Genomic DNA, 14,827 nt, shown 5'->3' with positions numbered 1-14,827 from the left:
TGGGAATTGCCGGTTCGGGGCGCGGCCGGGTCACCAGTCGCGGGCCCAGTCCGGCGGCGGTACGACGGCGAGCTGCGGCTCCCCGCTGATCGGTTCGAGCGCGTGCACGATCCGCAGGTCCCCGTCGGCGGCGGCGTCGGAGTCGGTCAGCACCCGGCCGCTGCTGCCGTCGGTGCTCACCAGCAGCCACCGGTCAGGGTGGATACCGCCGTCGTCGACGAGCGCCCATACGCCGAACTCGCGGGCGAGGGTGACCGCGAGATCACGCTCGCCGTGGTCGGTGGCGGCGGCCAGTTCGGTGTCGCCGGTGAGGATCCAGCCGAATCCCTCGTCCGCGTCGGGCGGCGTCAGCATCGCCACCGGGCGCGGATCGTCCACGGCCCGCTCCTCGACCCGACCGACGTACACGCTCTCCGGCGCGACGCCGTACTCCGTCAGCAGGAACCGGCGGAGGGCGTCCGCCGGCAGCTCGCCCTCGAAGTGGATCCAATATCGCACCCCTGTCCCTCTCCGAAGCCGAGCCCGATCCGCCACAGTGTCTTGCCTCGGCGGCCCGCCGGGGAGTTGGCTGTCGAGTATGGCCCGCATTGCGTACCACGACGCTGACGCCGAGGCGTTCGCCGCGACCCGGCACCTCACCGACGACGGTCTCACGGCCTGGCGGGCCGCCGTCGCCCGGCATCTCACCCCGCGCTCCGGGATGCGACTGCTCGACCTGGGTGCCGGGACGGGTAGCTGGGCACGCGCGTTCACCGACTGGTTTCCCGGCGTCGAGGTGGTCGCCGTCGAGCCGTCGGCGGCGATGCGCGCCCGCTGTGTGTTCGCGCCACTCGTCGCAGGCGACGCCGGGCACCTCCCTCTGGCCGGCGGCAGTGTCGACGGCGCCTGGCTGTCCACGGTCATCCACCACGTGCCCGACCTGGCCGCGACGGCACGCGAGCTGCGCCGGGTGCTGCGTCCCGGCGCCCCGGTGCTCATCCGGTCCGCGTTCGCCGGTAGGCACGAGGCGATCACGCTGTTCGACTACTTCCCGGAGGCGGTCCGCGTGCTGGACACGTACCCGAGCATCGCCGACGTCGGGGCCGCCTTCGCCGCCGCCGGCTTCGCCACCGCGGCGGTCGAGGCGGTCCCGCAGGTCACCGCACCCTCGCTGCGGGAGGCGGCGGCCGGCCTGCGCCGGGAGGCGCACACGCCGCTTCAGCTCATCACCGATGCGGAGTACGCCGCCGGCATCCAGCGGCTACGCGAGGCAGCAAGGACGGTCGACGGCCCGGTCGTCGACGCCCTCGATCTGCTCGTGCTGCGCTGAAACACGCGGTTAGGGTGGGGCGATGGATCATCGTCAGTGGATGGTCGTCGGCGCGCCGTCGAGCGCCGGCGCGCACACCCCGGGTGTCGAGCGCGCCCCGGCCGCCCTGCGCGCCGCCGGCCTGCTCGACCTGCTGCGCGACGGGGCGGACGTCGAGGACTGCGGTGACGTGCCGGGCTTCCGGTGGCGGCCCGATCCGGCGTACCCGAGGGGGCAGAACGCGGGCGCGGTGGCCGCCGTCGCGTCGGCGGTGGCCGACCGGGTCGCGGGCGCGCTGGGCCGGGGCCGCGTGCCGCTGGTGCTCGGCGGCGACTGCACCGTGACTGTCGGCCTGGTCGCCGGGTGCGCGCGGGCCGGGCTGTCGCCCGCGCTGGTGTACGTGGACGGCGGCCCGGATCTCTACACGCCGGTGACCCGCGCGAACGGCAACCTGGATGCGATGGGGCTGGCGCACATGCTGGGCCTGCCGGGGACGCTGCCTGAGGTGGCGGGCGTCGGGCCGGTGGTGCCGCTGCTGTCGCCGGAGCGCGTGGTGGTGTACGGGGATTCGCTGCCCCGGGGTGACCACGAGCGGGAGCTGGTGGCGGAACTGGGGCTGGCGTACGTGCCCGCCGACGAGGTGCACGCCGACGCGCGGGCGGCGGCGCGCCGGGCCCGGGCGGTGGCCGAGGGCGCGGCCGAGGCGTTCGTGGTGCACTTCGACGTGGACGTGCTGCGTTTCGTGGACGCGCCGCTGGCGGACGTGCCGGAGCCGTCCGGGCTGAGCCTGGGCGAGGCGGCGGCAACGCTGGCGGAGCTGGTGGCGAGCCCGAAGTTCGCCGGGTTGTCGGTCACCGAGATCAACCCGCACCATCTGCCGGACGACGAGCTGCTCCCCCGGTTCGCCGGTGTGTTCGCCGGGGCGCTGACCGAGGGCTAGGCGGTCTCCGCGAGGTGCAGCGGCAGCACCTTCGCCGCGCTCACCGCGAGGTCGCGGTCGAGCACCTCGTCGCGGGGTACGAAGACCATCGCCTGTCCCTCGCCGAGGATCACGTCCTCCTGCCGTGCCTGCGTGGTGCCGCGGAAGACGTACACGGTGACGGTGTGCGGGAAGCCGTCCTCGTGCGGGCGGGGGCCGCTCCACAGCAGGTGCAGCTCCCCGGCGGTCAGGCCGGTCTCCTCCAGCAGCTCGCGGCGGGCCGCCTGCTCCGGTGTCTCGCCGGGTTCGATGCTGCCGCCGGGCAGGCTCCACTGGTACGGAGACACCGGCGCGTTGCCGTCGCGGTGCTGCATGAGGATCGCGCCGGTCCGGTCGACGAGCAGGACGAGGGCGACGTCGTATGCGGCCACCCCCCGAGCCTGCCACGCGGCACCGGCGACACGCAGCCCCCCACTTTCCGCAGCATCGACCGAAAGTTCGATTCAGATCACCAGAAGCCATAGACATATCGACATAGCTTTTGTAGCGTCAGCGCACAGGCGACGAAGGAGTGCGACCATGTGCTACGGACATGACGGACACGCCGCGCTGCAACAGTCACTTGACCGGCGTGGCCTGCTGCGCGGCTCCCTGGCGGCGCTCGCCGGGATCGGGCTCGCCACCGGGCTCGGCGCGACGGCCGCCCAGGCCGGCGGCGGGCACCACCACGGCCGGCGCCCGGTGCCGAAGGAGTTGATCAGCCTCCAGCTCTGGACGGTCCGCGACGCGCTCAACGGCTCCCCCGGCTACGACGCGACGCTGGCGCACCTGGCCCGCATCGGCTACCCCCGGGTCGAGCTGGCGCTCGGCTACTTCGGCCGTACCGCCCGGGAGTTGCGCCGCTTCCTGGACGGCATCGGCATCAAGGCCAGCTCCAGCCACGACGGCATCGCCGCCGACGCCGCCGCGCTGGACCAGAAGATCGCCGACGCCCGTACGCTGGGCCAGCGGTTCATGGTGGTGCCGTACCTGAACTCCGACCGCGAGGACGACTGGAAGCGCTGGGCGGAGCAGATGAACGTCGAGGCCGCCGCGGCGCGCAAGGCGGGTCTGCGGTACGGCTACCACAACCACGCGCACGAGTTCACCATCGACTTCGGCAACGGCCGGCGGCCGTGGGACGTGCTGACCGAGGAACTCGACCCGCGACTGGTGCACCTGGAGATCGACATCTACTGGGCGGTCACCGGCGGCATCACCTCCGGCGAGGGCGTCGCCGACCCGGAGGGCTTCACGCTCGACGTGATCCGCTCGGCGCCGCAGCGGGTCCTGCAGTACCACGTCAAGGACCGCGACCCGGCCACCGGCGACATGGCCGACCTGGGCACCGGGATGATCGACTTCGCCCGGATCCTCCGTGGGCACCAGGTGCTGGAGTACATCGTGGAGAACGACACGCCGGACGTGACGCCGCAACGGACCGCTGAGGTCGGCTACCGCTACCTGCGCCGCCTGCGGTTCTGACCCGCAGCGGGGCACGGACGGCCGCCGGGCGTGACACGCTCGGGGGTGGCCGCGCCGACCGAGGGGGTACGCGATGACCGACGAGCCGGACGACGTCCACTACGACCGCCTCTACCGGGACACCGAACGGCCGCCGTGGGAGATCGGCGGTCCGCAGCCGGCGCTCGCCGCGGTCCTCGACACCGGGGTACGCGGCCCGCGCGTGCTCGACGTCGGCTGCGGCACCGGGGAGTTGGCGCTCGCGCTGGCCCGCCGCGGTCTCGACGTGACGGGTGTCGACATCTCGGCGGTGGCGATCGATCAGGCGCGGGCCCGGGCCGCCGAGGCGGGACTGCCGGCGCGTTTCGAGGTGTGCGACGCCACGGCGATCCCGGTGCCGCCGGTGCCGTACGACTCGGTGTTCGACTCCGGGCTGCTGCACTCGCTGGACCGGCGGGGCGCCGCCGTACGCGACTACCTGGCGCTGCTGCCGCGCCTGACCGCGCCCGGCGGGGCGGTGTTCGTGCTGGCGGTGTCGCCGGAGGCGGGCCAGGGCTGGGGTCTGGGCGCCGACGCCCTGCGCGCGGCGTTCCCGGAGCCGCTGTGGTCACACGTCACGGTGGAGCGGATCGACGTGCTGGCCCGGGTCGAGGGCGCGGACCTGCGGCTGGCCGGCAATCTGCTGCGCGCCACCCGCTCCCCCGTCGGTCCGTAGCGGGACCGGTCCGGCGGGCGGCGTCAGCGGTGCCAGTGCTGACGTGGGGCGTAGCCCTCGCGGCGCAGCCAGTGTTCGGTGTAGACGATCCGGTCGGCCTCGATCACGACGAGCGGGTCCTCGGGCGGCTCGGACAGCGACCGGCCGCGCTCGGCGTGTTCGCTCTCCCAGCGGAACGCGGCCCAGTGGTGGGCCCGGTCCGGATGCTCCGGCCCGAGCACCCGGGCGGTGCCGAACACCTGCGCGCCGCGGCTGCTGGCCAGCCCGACCAGCGGCGCGAAGACGCCGACCGACACGCGCGGGTCGGCGGCGATGTTGCGCATCTTCGGCGAGCGCGGCGCGGCGGTGAACATCAGCGTGAAGCCCAGCGGGTAGTAGCGCACCGGCGTGGCCAGCGGGCCGTCCGGACCGACTGTGGCGAGCACGCACATGTTCTGCGACGACAGCAGGTTGAGGATGCGTTCGGCGAGGCGGTCCCGGTCCAGCTTCCTCGTCGGCGCCGGCCCGGTCAGCCAGGGGTTCGTCAGCGGCACGGGGCATCCTCGATCATGACGGCACCCTACCGGCCGGGTTCAGGCGCGGGCCGGCGCGGTGCTGGCCCGCAGCACCACCTCCGCGGGCAGGCGGGTGATCCGCCGGCGGCGGCCCGGGTTCTCGGTGAGCGCCAGCTCCATCGCCTTCTCGCCGAGCTGGCGCAGCGGCAGCGCCACTGTGGTCAGCGGTGGGGTGAGGTCGCGGACGATCGGGATGTCGTCGAAGCCCGCCACCGAGATGTCGCCGGGCATGGACAGCCCGTGGTCGCGCAGCGCCGCGTACGCGCCGACGGCCATCACGTCGGTGAGCGCGAACACGCAGGTGGCGTCGAGGCCACGGCCGAGCAGCTCGGCCATCGCCTGGTAGCCGCCGTCACGGGTGAACTCCGCCTCGGCCACCGCCGCCGGGGACAGCGTCACGCCGGCGGCGGCCAGCTCGTCGCGGAACCCGCCGAACCGGTCGGCGACGGTGGTGAGCTCGGACGGGCCGGAGAGCACGGCGAAGCGGCGGTGCCCGAGGCCGAGCAGCGCGCGGGCCAGCGCGGCGGCCCCGGCCCGGTTCTCCGGCAGGACGCTGTCGACCTTCAGGTTGCGGTGCCGGCTGACCACGGCGACCCGGCCGCCGCCGTCGAGGTAGGGCGCAAGCTCGGCGGCCAGCGCGCGGTCCCAGCGCGGGTCCTCGAAGCCGGAGCCGATGAGCAGGATGGCCGGGGCGCGTTCGGCGCGCAGCATCGACACGTACGCGATCTCGCGTTCCGGGTCGCGGAACGTGCTGGCGAGCATGACCAGCAGGTCGTTGTCGGCGGCGACCCGCATCACGCCGCCGGCGACGGCGGCGAAGTAGGGGTCGGTGACGTCGTGGCAGATCACGCCGACGCTGCGGTGCGACGCGCCGGCCAGCGCGCGGGCGTGGGCGTTCGGGGTGTACGCGAGCCGCGCGGCGGCGGCCAGGACGCGGTCGTGCAGGTGCGGGGTGACCCGCCGCCCGTTGAGCGCCCGGGAGGCGGTGGCCAGTGAGACGTCGGCCGCTCTGGCCACGTCTTCCAGCGTCACGTGCGGCATCGATGAGTCTCCCTGCGGAACGTCTTGACCCGGTGTTCCGGCGTGGCTACGGTAGCACCCTGAAAGCGCTTACTGAAAGCGCATTCAGCGCTGGGAGGGGCACAGTGGAGCGCACACCCGTCGGGATCATCCTCAACGGCGTCACCGGGCGGATGGGCTACCGGCAGCACCTCGTCCGGTCCCTGCTGGCCATCCGCGACCAGGGCGGCGTGCCCGCGCGCGACGGCAGCCGGATCTGGCCCGAGCTGACGCTCGTGGGCCGCGACGCGGGCCGCCTGGCCGAGATCGCCGAGCGGCACGGGCTGTCGGCGTACACGACCGACCTGGACGCGGCGCTCGCCGACGACGCCCACCAGATCTACTTCGACGCCCAGGTGACCGCCGCGCGGGAGAAGGCGATCCGGGCGGCGATCGAGGCCGGCAAGCACGTCTACACCGAGAAGCCGCTCGCCGAGGACTTCCTCGCCTCGCTGGAGCTGGCCCGGCTCGCCGCCGCGAAGGGCGTCCGCAACGGCGTCGTACAGGACAAGCTGTTCCTGCCCGGCCTGCGCAAGCTCAAGCGGCTGGTCGACGGCGGCTTCTTCGGCCGGATCCTGTCGGTGCGCGGCGAGTTCGGCTACTGGGTGTTCGAAGGCGACTGGCAGGCCGCGCAACGTCCGAGCTGGAACTACCGCGCCGAGGACGGCGGCGGCATCACGCTGGACATGTTCCCGCACTGGCACTACGTGCTGGAGCAGATCATCGCCCCGGTCACCGCCGTCACCGCCGTCACCGCCACGCACATCCCCGAGCGCGTCGACGAGACCGGCGGCCACTACCGCGCCACGGCCGACGACGCCGCGTACGGCATCTTCGAACTGGCCGGCGGCATCGTCGCGCAGATCAACTCCTCCTGGGCGGTGCGCGTGCACCGGGACGAGCTGGTCGAGTTCCAGGTCGACGGCACGCACGGCAGCGCTGTGGCCGGGCTGCGCGACTGCCGTATCCAGCACCGGGGCACCACCCCGATGCCGGTGTGGAACCCGGACCTGCCGGTCACCGAGCCGTTCCGCGCGCAGTGGCAGACAGTGCCGGACAACGGCGAGCACGACAACGCGTTCAAGGTGCAGTGGGAGGCGTTCCTGCGGCACGTCGTCGACGACGAGCCGTTCCCGTGGGACTTCCTGGCCGGCGCGCGCGGCGTGCAACTGGCCGAGGCCGGGCTGCGCTCGGCCCGGGAGGGGCGGCGGGTGCAGATCGAGGAGATCCCCCGGTGAGCACGCGCATCATGCTGCCGGCGCCGGACGGCGGCTCCGAGCGGCTGACGCTACGGGAACCGCCCGCCTGGCAGCGGCCGTCCGCGCCGCCGGCCAGCCGGATCGCGTACGCGGCCGCGCACGTCGTCGCCGACCCGTACGCCGACAACTCCCCCGGCCGCCCGGCGGGCCTGGACTGGGACGCGACGCTCGCGGTGCGGCGCGACCTGTGGTCCTGGGGGCTCGGTGTGGCCGAGGCGATGGACACCGCGCAGCGCGGGATGGGGCTGGACTGGACGGCCAGCCGCGAGCTGATCCGGCGCAGCGCCGCCGAGGCCGCCTCCTGCGGCGGACGGATCGTCGCCGGGGTGGGCACCGACCAGCTCACCGGCGTCCCGCACACGCTCGACGAGGTCGTCGCCGCGTACGCCGAGCAGCTCGCGGTCGTGCAGGGGTACGGCGCCACGCCGGTGCTGATGGCCAGCCGGCACCTCGCCGCGCTCGCCACCGGCCCGGAGGACTACCTGCGCGTCTACGAGCGGGTGCTGCGGGAGGCCGGCGCGCCGGTGGTGCTGCACTGGCTCGGCGACATGTTCGACCCGGCGCTGTCCGGCTACTGGGGCTCCACCGACCTGGACGAGGCCACCGCCACGTTCGCCGCGCTGGCACACGCCCACGCCGACCTGGTCGACGGCGTGAAGGTGTCGCTGCTCGACGCCGGGCGGGAGGTGCGGCTGCGGGAACTGCTGCCGCCGACGGTGAAGGTCTACACCGGCGACGACTACCACTACCCGGAGCTGATCGAGGGCGACGGGAAACGGTTCAGCCACGCGCTGCTCGGCGCGTTCGCGGCGATCGCCCCGGCCGCGTCGGCCGCGCTGGGCCGGCTCGACGCGGACGACCCGGCCGGGTTCCGGGCGATCCTCGACCCGACGGTGCCGCTGTCCCGGCACCTGTTCGCCCCGCCGACGCCCTACTACAAGACCGGCATCGCGTTCCTGTCCTGGCTCAACGGCCGGCAACCCGGCTTCACCATGGTCGGCGGCCTGCACGGCGGGCGCGGCGTCCCGCACCTGGTCGAGGCGTTCCGGCTGGCCGACGCCGCCGGGCTGCTGCTCGACCCCGAGCTGGCGGCACAGCGGATGCGCGCGTACCTGGACGTCGCGGGCGTGCCCGGATGAGCGCCGATCCCCGGCTGGCCCGGCTGTCGCTCAACCAGCGCACCACGCAACGCTGGTCGGTGGCGCAGGCGGTCGACGGCTGTGTGCGCGCCGGCATCCCGGCGATCGGGCTGTGGCGCGAGCCGGTGGCCGAGATCGGCGTACCGGCCGCGGCGCGGCTCGTCACCGACGCCGGGCTGCGCGTGTCGTCGCTGTGCCGGGGCGGGTTCCTCACCGCCGCCGACGACGCCGGACGGGCCGCGGCACTGGCGGACAACCGGCGCGCGATCGACGAGGCCGCCGCGCTGCGCGCCGCCTGCCTGGTGCTCGTCGTCGGCGGGCTGCCGCCCGGCTCCCGTGACCTGGCGGGCGCCCGGCAGCGGGTCGCCGACGCGCTGGCCGAGCTGGCCCCGTACGCGGCTGCGCGCGGGGTACGCCTCGCGCTGGAGCCACTGCACCCGATGTACTGCGCCGACCGGGCCGTGCTGTCCACGCTCGGGCAGGCCCTCGATGTGGCCGAGGCGTTCCCGGCCGAGCAGGTCGGCGTCGTGGTGGACACGTTCCACGTCTGGTGGGATCCGGACGTGTGGCGGCAGATCGCCCGCGCCGGGACGCGGATCGCGAGTTTCCAGATCTGCGACTTCCTCACCCCGCTCCCGGCCGACGTGCTGCTGGGGCGCGGCATGATGGGCGACGGGCACATCGACTTCCCGCCGCTGCGCCGCGCGGTGGAGGCCGCCGGATACTCGGGCGACGTCGAGGTGGAGATCTTCAACGCCGAGGTGTGGGCCACCCACCCGGACCAGGTGCTCGCCACCATGACCGCCCGGTACGTGGATCTCGTGCTCACCGACTGACTCAGTGTCACGAGTCCGGCCTGTCGGATAAATCAGGTGGCCGGTCCCCCGGATCCGGGGGCAGGATCGGGATCATGGCATCCCCGCACCTCACCACTCCGATCACCTCCGACCTGCTGCGCGGCGCGCTCGACCTGGAACAGACCTCCGACGGGGTGCTGCCGCACCGGCTGCCCGCGTGGGCCCGGGCGCAGAACATCGACCCGCAGCTGACGACGGCGGAGGCGATGCCCTCGGGCGTACGGCTGGTGTTCCGCACCCGCGCCACCACCGTCGAGCTGGACGTGCTGCCGATGAAGATGGTCTACCGGGGCACCGGGCCACGTCCCGACGGCCGCTACGACCTGGTCGTGGACGGCCGCCTCGCCGGTCAGGCCACCGCCGGTGGCGGCAAGGTGCTCACCATCGACCTGGCCACCGGCACGTCCGGCATCGAGCCCGGGCCGGTCGGCACGGTGCGCTTCACCGACCTGCCCGCCACCGACAAGGAGGTGGTGATCTGGCTGCCGCAGCGGGAGATCACCGAGCTGGTGGCGCTGCGCACGGACGCGCCGGTCGAGCCGGTCGACACGGGTGACCGCCGGGTGTGGCTGCACCACGGCAGCTCGATCAGCCACGGCTCGGACGCGGAGAGCCCCACCGGCACCTGGCCGGCGGTGGCCGCCACGCTGGCCGGCGTGGAGCTGGTCAACCTGGGGTTCAGCGGCAGCGCGCTGCTCGATCCGTTCACCGCCCGCGCGATGCGCGACACCCCGGCCGACCTGATCAGCGTCAAGATCGGCATCAACGTGGTGAACGCCGACCTGATGCGGCTGCGCGCGTTCGGCCCGGCCGTGCACGGCTTCCTGGACACCATCCGGGAGGGGCACCCGGACACGCCGCTGCTCGTCGTGTCGTCGATCCTGTGCCCGATCCAGGAGGACACGCCCGGCCCGGGCGCTGTCGAGTTCGTCGACGGGAAGGTGCGGTTCCGGGCCACCGGCGACCCGGCCGAGGTGGCATCCGGCCGGCTCACGCTGCGCGTCATCCGCGCCGAGCTGGCCCGGATCGTGGCGTCCCGGGCCGACGCGGACCCGAACCTGCACTACCTCGACGGGCTGGAGCTGTACGGCGAGGCCGACTACGCCGAGCTGCCGCTGCCCGACGAGCTGCACCCCGACCCGGCCGCCGACCGCCGCATCGGCGAGCGGTTCGCCGCGCTGGCGTTCGGACCGAAGGGACCGTTCGCCGCCGCGCAGTGACGGACACCCACCCGCGGCGCGGTGTGACCCAGGTCACGCCGCGTCGTGATCCGTCGGAGGGGCCGTGAACGACCATCTAGGCGTGGGAGGAAGCAAACAGGACGAGGAGCGGCTGCTGCGGCGGGTCGCACGCGGCGACCTCGACGCGTTCGACGAGCTGTACCGGCGTACGTCGCCGTGGCTCGCGATCCGGCTGCGGCGGCGCTGCGCGGACGACGGCATCGTCGCCGAGGTCCTCCAGGACACGTACCTGACGGTGTGGCGGGCCGCCGGCTCGTTCTCCGGCATCCGGCGCTCCGGTGGATCGGACGCGCCGGGCGGTTCGGCCGCCGGCTGGATCTGGACCATCGCGGCCCGGCGCCTGGTCGACGCGCTGCGCCGCCGCGCCCGCGTCCAGGAGGTGCCCACCGACGTGCTTCCGGTACGCAGCGCGCCGGCCGCCGAGGACGAGGCGCTCGCCGGGTCGTTCGGCTCGGAGGTAGGAGCCGCGCTGGACGCGCTGGCCCCGGAACTGCGGGCGGTGCTCGCCGCGATGGTCCTGGACGGACTGACCGTCCGGGAGACATCGGTCCTGCTGGGGGTGCCGGAGGGCACCGTGAAGAGCCGGGCGCGGCGTGCCCGCAACGCGCTACGGGAGGCACTGGCATGACCGCTCACGTTCCCCCGCCGGCACTGGTCGCGTACGCGGCGGGCAGCCCCGACGACGCCGCCGCCTGGACGATCGAGGTGCACCTGGAGGGCTGCGCCGAGTGCCGCGACCGGCTCGGCGAGCTGGCCGCGCCGCCGCTGCGGGCGCTGCTCGGCGGCGCCCGGGAGGCGATCCTGGCACAGGCCCGCACCGGGCCGCGACCGGTGCCCCGGCGACCGCTGCGACGGTGGTGGCTGCGCTGGACCGACTGGTCGCTGCTGGCCTGGGCGGCGATGACGTGCACGGCGATCCTCGCCGCGGTGCTGCTGGACCGCAACTACCCCGAGCAGCCCTCGACGGTGCTGCTGCTCGCGCCGGTCGCGCCGCTGGCCGGGCTCGCGGTGGCCTGGTCCCGACGCGCCAACCCGAACTGGGAGGTGGTCGCCGGCACCGCCCGCGCCGGGCTGGAACTGCTGCTGCGCCGTACCCTCGCGGTTCTGCTCCTGGTCGCGCCCGTGCTCGCGGTGGCCGGGCTGGCGGTCGGCCGCAACCCCGCGCTGTGGCTGCTGCCCTGCCTGACGTTCACCGCGGCGACGCTGCTGCTCGGCAGCCGCGTCGGCGTGCCGCTGGCCGCCGCCGTCCTCGGCGGCGGCTGGCTCACCGCGGTCGCGGCCGCGTCGTTCACCGGCGACGCCGACGCGGCCCGCGCCGCCGCCGTCACCGAAGCCCTGCTCCGGCCCGCCACCATGCCCGCCTGGGCGGCGGCCACCGCCGTGCTCACCGCGCTGACCGTGCTGCGCGCCGACCACCTGCGGCGGCCCGCCGGCTGACGCCGGCCCTCCGGAACCACGCCACGGCGCCCCGCCGGCGCCGCGGACGACCCTGCCCCGAGAAGGAGACGACATTGGTACGCGCAGTGAGCGCCGACGAGGTGGCGCCGACCCGGCACGCCTGGCGGATCGAGGCGGTGGGACTGTCGGTGAAGGCCGGGCGGCACCTGGCCGTCGACAACCTCGGCCTGACGCTCGGCACCGGTGTGCACGGGCTGCTCGGCCCCAACGGCGCCGGCAAGAGCACCCTGATGCGCGCGCTCGCCACAGTGGTCAAACCGCACGGCGGCACGCTGCGGCTGCTCGGCGCGGACGCCGCCACGACCCGTGAGCTGCGGCCGATGCGCCGCCGGCTCGGCTACCTGCCGCAGCAGTTCGGCTACTACCCCCGGTTCACGGTGCGGGAGTACGTCGAGTACGTGGCCTGGCTGCGGGAGATGCCCGCCGCCGCGGTGCCGGGCGCGGCGCAGCGGGCCATCGACCGGGTACGCCTCACCGACCGGGCCGACGCCAAGCTCAAGTCGCTGTCCGGCGGCATGCTGCGCCGGGCCGGCATCGCCCAGGCGATCGTGAACGAACCGGACCTGCTGCTGCTCGACGAACCGACAGTCGGCCTGGACCCGGAACAGCGGGTCGAGTTCCGTGAGCTGATCCGCGAACTCGGCGCGGACGCCTGCGTGCTGGTCTCCACCCACCTGGTGGAGGACGTGGTCGCGGCCTGCTCCGACGTCATCCTGATGGACCAGGGCACCCGCGTGTTCCAGGGCCTGCCCGCCGACCTGATCCGCCACGGCGAGACCGGCGGCGTCGGCGACAGCGCCGCCGAGCGCGGCTACTCGTACCTCCTCAAGCAGCACCGGAGCGCCTGATGATCCGACAGGTACGCGTCGAACTGCGCCGCTCGAACGCGCCGGCCGTGGCGGTGCTGCTCCTCGCCATCGGGATCCTCGGCGTCGCGAGCATGTACAGCTTCTGGCAGGGACAGTGGCTGCGGTTGGGCTACGTGCACTCCTCCGCCATGTTCTTCCTGATGCCCCTGGCGCTGGCCGGCGGCGCGGTGCTCGGCCGCCGGGACCGGCGCACCCGCGCCGACGAGCTGATGAACAGCACCGGCCGGCCCCGCTGGCAGCGCGCGCTGCCCGCGATGACCGCGCTCGGCGTGGCCGTCGCGGCCGCGCACCTGCTCGTGCTCGCCGGCGGCGCGGCGCTGGTCGCCACCGGCGGCGCCTACCTCGGCGTACGCGGGCTCGCCGGGCCCCTGGTCGACGTGCTGGTGCTCGTCGGCGCGGCCTGGTGTGGCACGGCCGTCGGCCGCCTGTGGTCCTCACCGCTGCTGCCCCCGCTGCTGGCCGCCGCCGCGCTGGTGGCGCAGGAGGGCACGTCCCTGATCGCGGGCGTCGACAGCACGCTGTCGAGTCCGTCCCTCATGATCAACTGGCCGCCGGACACGCCGTGGGAGACGCTGTCGGACCGGCTTCTGCTCAGCCGGCTGGCGCTCGGGGCCGGGCTGGCGCTCGCCGGGCTGCTGCTGGCGGCGGGCGGGTCGTGGCTCACCCGGGCCGGCGCGTTCGCGGGCCTCGCCGGTGGCGTGGCGGGTCTCGTGCTGATCGGCGTGCCCGGCCCCGCCGGGATCTGGCAGCTCGACGCGGGAGCGCGCCGGTACGTCTGCGCCGACGGCACGCCGCAGGTGTGCGTCACCGCCGTCAACGCGCATCTGCTGCCCGAGGTCACCACCGAGGCCCGCCGAGGGCTGCGCGCGCTGGCAAAGCTGCCGGACGCGCCGACCCGCGCGGTGGAACTGCGGCTGGACACCATCGGCAGCAACGACAGCGAGCAGTGGCACCGGCCCAAGCCGGCACCCGGCACCGTGCAGTTCCTCCTGGAGGTCGACCCGGACACCGGCCGGGCCGCCGACGTGGCAGAGCGCATCGCCCTGGGCGGCGGCACCATGTGGTACGGCTGCGGGCGCAGCGGCGACGACATCGCCCCGGCGATCGCCGCGGCCTGGCTGCTCGACGCCGAGACGGTCCGGCTGTGGGACTCCTGGACCGGATACCGGCACACCGACACGCAGCAGGACGAGATCCGGGCCGGGGTGCGGCAACTGCGCGCCCTGCCCGAGCCGGAGCAGCTGCGGCGCATCACCGCGCTGCGGGACGCCGCCGCGCGCTGCGAGCCGGACCTGATGCCGGCGCTCACCGGACGGGCCGCGCCGTGACCCGCTGGCTGCCGCTGTACGTGCGGTCCCGCCGGCTACCCGCCGCCCTGGCCGGATCCGCTATCGCCGTCGCCGTGATGGCCGTCGCCTGGGCCGGCTTCACCGACCGCCCCGAGGTGCCCGCCGGCCTCGCCGTGCTCACCACCGCGCTGGCGGTCGCGCCGCTCGGGCCGACGCTCGCCGGCACCGACCCGGCGCTGGAGCGGACCGCCGCGTGGCAGTGGGCGCCGCGCCGGGCCGGGCACCTGCTCGGGTACGCCGCGGCGGTGGTCGGGCTGCTGGCCGCCGCCCGCGTCCTCGGCGTCGACTTCGGACCGCTGTCCGTGCTGGCCCGCAACACGGCCGGGCTGATCGGGCTGGTCGGCCTCGGCGCGGCGCTGGCCAGCGCCCGGGCCGCCTGGCAGGCGCCGACCGCCTGGGCCGCCATGGCGTCCTTCATGGCCGCGCCGGGCGGGCCGGAATGGCGGCAGGCGGCGCTGTGGATGGCGCAGGAGCCGGGCAACCGAATCGCCGCGGTCACCGCCACGACGTTCCTCCTCGGCGGCGTCGTCGCCTACGCGCTGCGGGTCGGCCCGCAGGTCGCGGCGGCCGAGGCGGCGCTGGAACAGTGACGCGCCGGGCCTCGTCGCACGCCTACC

The 14,827-nt window shown here is 74.7% G+C and carries 17 protein-coding genes; 13 read left to right on the top strand and 4 right to left on the bottom strand.

Features of this window, described 5'->3' with window-relative positions:
* Positions 1-30: 30 nt before the first annotated feature.
* Positions 31-498: a hypothetical protein gene (locus tag HA073_RS10550; RefSeq protein WP_309228007.1), complete on the bottom strand. Its 468-nt coding sequence runs from the start codon at positions 496-498 to the stop codon at positions 31-33.
* A 79-nt stretch (positions 499-577) separates the two neighbouring features.
* Between HA073_RS10550 and HA073_RS10545 the strand changes: the two genes are divergently transcribed.
* Positions 578-1,309, top strand: coding sequence for a class I SAM-dependent methyltransferase (locus HA073_RS10545; RefSeq protein WP_064446040.1), 732 nt, complete (start codon positions 578-580; stop codon positions 1,307-1,309).
* 22 nt (positions 1,310-1,331) lie between these two features.
* On the top strand, positions 1,332-2,228 hold the full coding sequence (locus tag HA073_RS10540; RefSeq protein ID WP_166456258.1) for an arginase family protein: 897 nt from the start codon (positions 1,332-1,334) through the stop codon (positions 2,226-2,228).
* Here the strand turns inward: HA073_RS10540 and HA073_RS10535 are convergent.
* Entirely contained in the window at positions 2,225-2,638 is a 414-nt protein-coding gene (locus HA073_RS10535) for an NUDIX domain-containing protein (RefSeq protein ID WP_166456257.1), read from the bottom strand. The two genes, HA073_RS10540 and HA073_RS10535, sit on opposite strands and share 4 nt — an antisense overlap.
* A gap of 148 nt (positions 2,639-2,786) precedes the next feature.
* On the opposite strand from HA073_RS10535, the gene HA073_RS10530 reads away from it, so the two are divergent.
* Both HA073_RS10530 and HA073_RS10525 read left to right on the top strand, forming a co-directional pair.
* Positions 2,787-3,731, top strand: a complete 945-nt coding sequence (locus HA073_RS10530) for a sugar phosphate isomerase/epimerase (protein WP_166456256.1) — start codon at positions 2,787-2,789, stop codon at positions 3,729-3,731.
* Positions 3,732-3,804: 73 nt separating this feature from the next.
* Entirely contained in the window at positions 3,805-4,425 is a 621-nt protein-coding gene (locus HA073_RS10525) for a class I SAM-dependent methyltransferase (RefSeq protein WP_166456255.1), read from the top strand.
* Between the two features lie 23 nt (positions 4,426-4,448).
* On the opposite strand, the gene HA073_RS10520 is transcribed toward HA073_RS10525, so the two are convergent.
* Together HA073_RS10520 and HA073_RS10515 are read right to left on the bottom strand one after the other, a co-directional pair.
* Positions 4,449-4,958, bottom strand: coding sequence for a pyridoxamine 5'-phosphate oxidase family protein (locus HA073_RS10520; protein ID WP_064446045.1), 510 nt, complete (start codon positions 4,956-4,958; stop codon positions 4,449-4,451).
* 39 nt (positions 4,959-4,997) lie between these two features.
* The gene (locus HA073_RS10515; protein WP_166456254.1) at positions 4,998-6,020 is read right to left on the bottom strand and encodes a LacI family DNA-binding transcriptional regulator; all 1,023 of its coding nucleotides are present in this window, start codon (positions 6,018-6,020) and stop codon (positions 4,998-5,000) included.
* Between the two features lie 104 nt (positions 6,021-6,124).
* Here HA073_RS10515 and HA073_RS10510 point away from each other — a divergent pair, with 104 nt between their 5' ends.
* The 9 genes from HA073_RS10510 to HA073_RS10470 all read left to right on the top strand — a co-directional run bounded on the left by HA073_RS10510 (position 6,125) and on the right by HA073_RS10470 (position 14,800).
* On the top strand, positions 6,125-7,276 hold the full coding sequence (locus tag HA073_RS10510) for a Gfo/Idh/MocA family protein (RefSeq protein WP_166456253.1): 1,152 nt from the start codon (positions 6,125-6,127) through the stop codon (positions 7,274-7,276).
* Positions 7,273-8,436 carry a dihydrodipicolinate synthase family protein gene (locus tag HA073_RS10505; RefSeq protein WP_166456252.1) on the top strand — a complete coding sequence of 388 codons (1,164 nt, stop codon included), beginning with the start codon at positions 7,273-7,275 and terminating at the stop codon, positions 8,434-8,436. Before HA073_RS10510 ends, HA073_RS10505 begins: the two co-directional genes overlap by 4 nt.
* Complete coding sequence (locus tag HA073_RS10500) at positions 8,433-9,272, top strand: sugar phosphate isomerase/epimerase (RefSeq protein WP_166456251.1); 840 nt, start codon at positions 8,433-8,435, stop codon at positions 9,270-9,272. The genes HA073_RS10505 and HA073_RS10500 overlap by 4 nt, the downstream gene beginning before the upstream one ends.
* 74 nt (positions 9,273-9,346) lie before the next feature.
* Positions 9,347-10,513, top strand: a complete 1,167-nt coding sequence (locus HA073_RS10495; RefSeq protein WP_166456250.1) for a GDSL-type esterase/lipase family protein — start codon at positions 9,347-9,349, stop codon at positions 10,511-10,513.
* A gap of 64 nt (positions 10,514-10,577) precedes the next feature.
* Positions 10,578-11,162, top strand: coding sequence for an RNA polymerase sigma factor (locus HA073_RS10490; RefSeq protein ID WP_104113132.1), 585 nt, complete (start codon positions 10,578-10,580; stop codon positions 11,160-11,162).
* Positions 11,159-11,971 (top strand): zf-HC2 domain-containing protein, encoded by an 813-nt coding sequence (locus HA073_RS10485; protein WP_166456249.1) that lies wholly within the window; start codon positions 11,159-11,161, stop codon positions 11,969-11,971. Before HA073_RS10490 ends, HA073_RS10485 begins: the two co-directional genes overlap by 4 nt.
* A gap of 74 nt (positions 11,972-12,045) precedes the next feature.
* On the top strand, positions 12,046-12,840 hold the full coding sequence (locus tag HA073_RS10480) for an ABC transporter ATP-binding protein (RefSeq protein ID WP_166456248.1): 795 nt from the start codon (positions 12,046-12,048) through the stop codon (positions 12,838-12,840).
* Positions 12,840-14,189 (top strand): hypothetical protein, encoded by a 1,350-nt coding sequence (locus HA073_RS10475; RefSeq protein WP_166456247.1) that lies wholly within the window; start codon positions 12,840-12,842, stop codon positions 14,187-14,189. The genes HA073_RS10480 and HA073_RS10475 overlap by 1 nt, the downstream gene beginning before the upstream one ends.
* The gene (locus HA073_RS10470) at positions 14,186-14,800 is read left to right on the top strand and encodes a hypothetical protein (protein ID WP_166456246.1); all 615 of its coding nucleotides are present in this window, start codon (positions 14,186-14,188) and stop codon (positions 14,798-14,800) included. The genes HA073_RS10475 and HA073_RS10470 overlap by 4 nt, the downstream gene beginning before the upstream one ends.
* Positions 14,801-14,827: the final 27 nt, after the last annotated feature.

The organism is Micromonospora sp. CMU55-4 (assembly GCF_011602315.1).
GTDB classification, from domain to species: Bacteria; Actinomycetota; Actinomycetes; order Mycobacteriales; family Micromonosporaceae; genus Micromonospora; species Micromonospora chalcea.
This window is presented reverse-complemented; position numbering and strand designations above follow the sequence as displayed.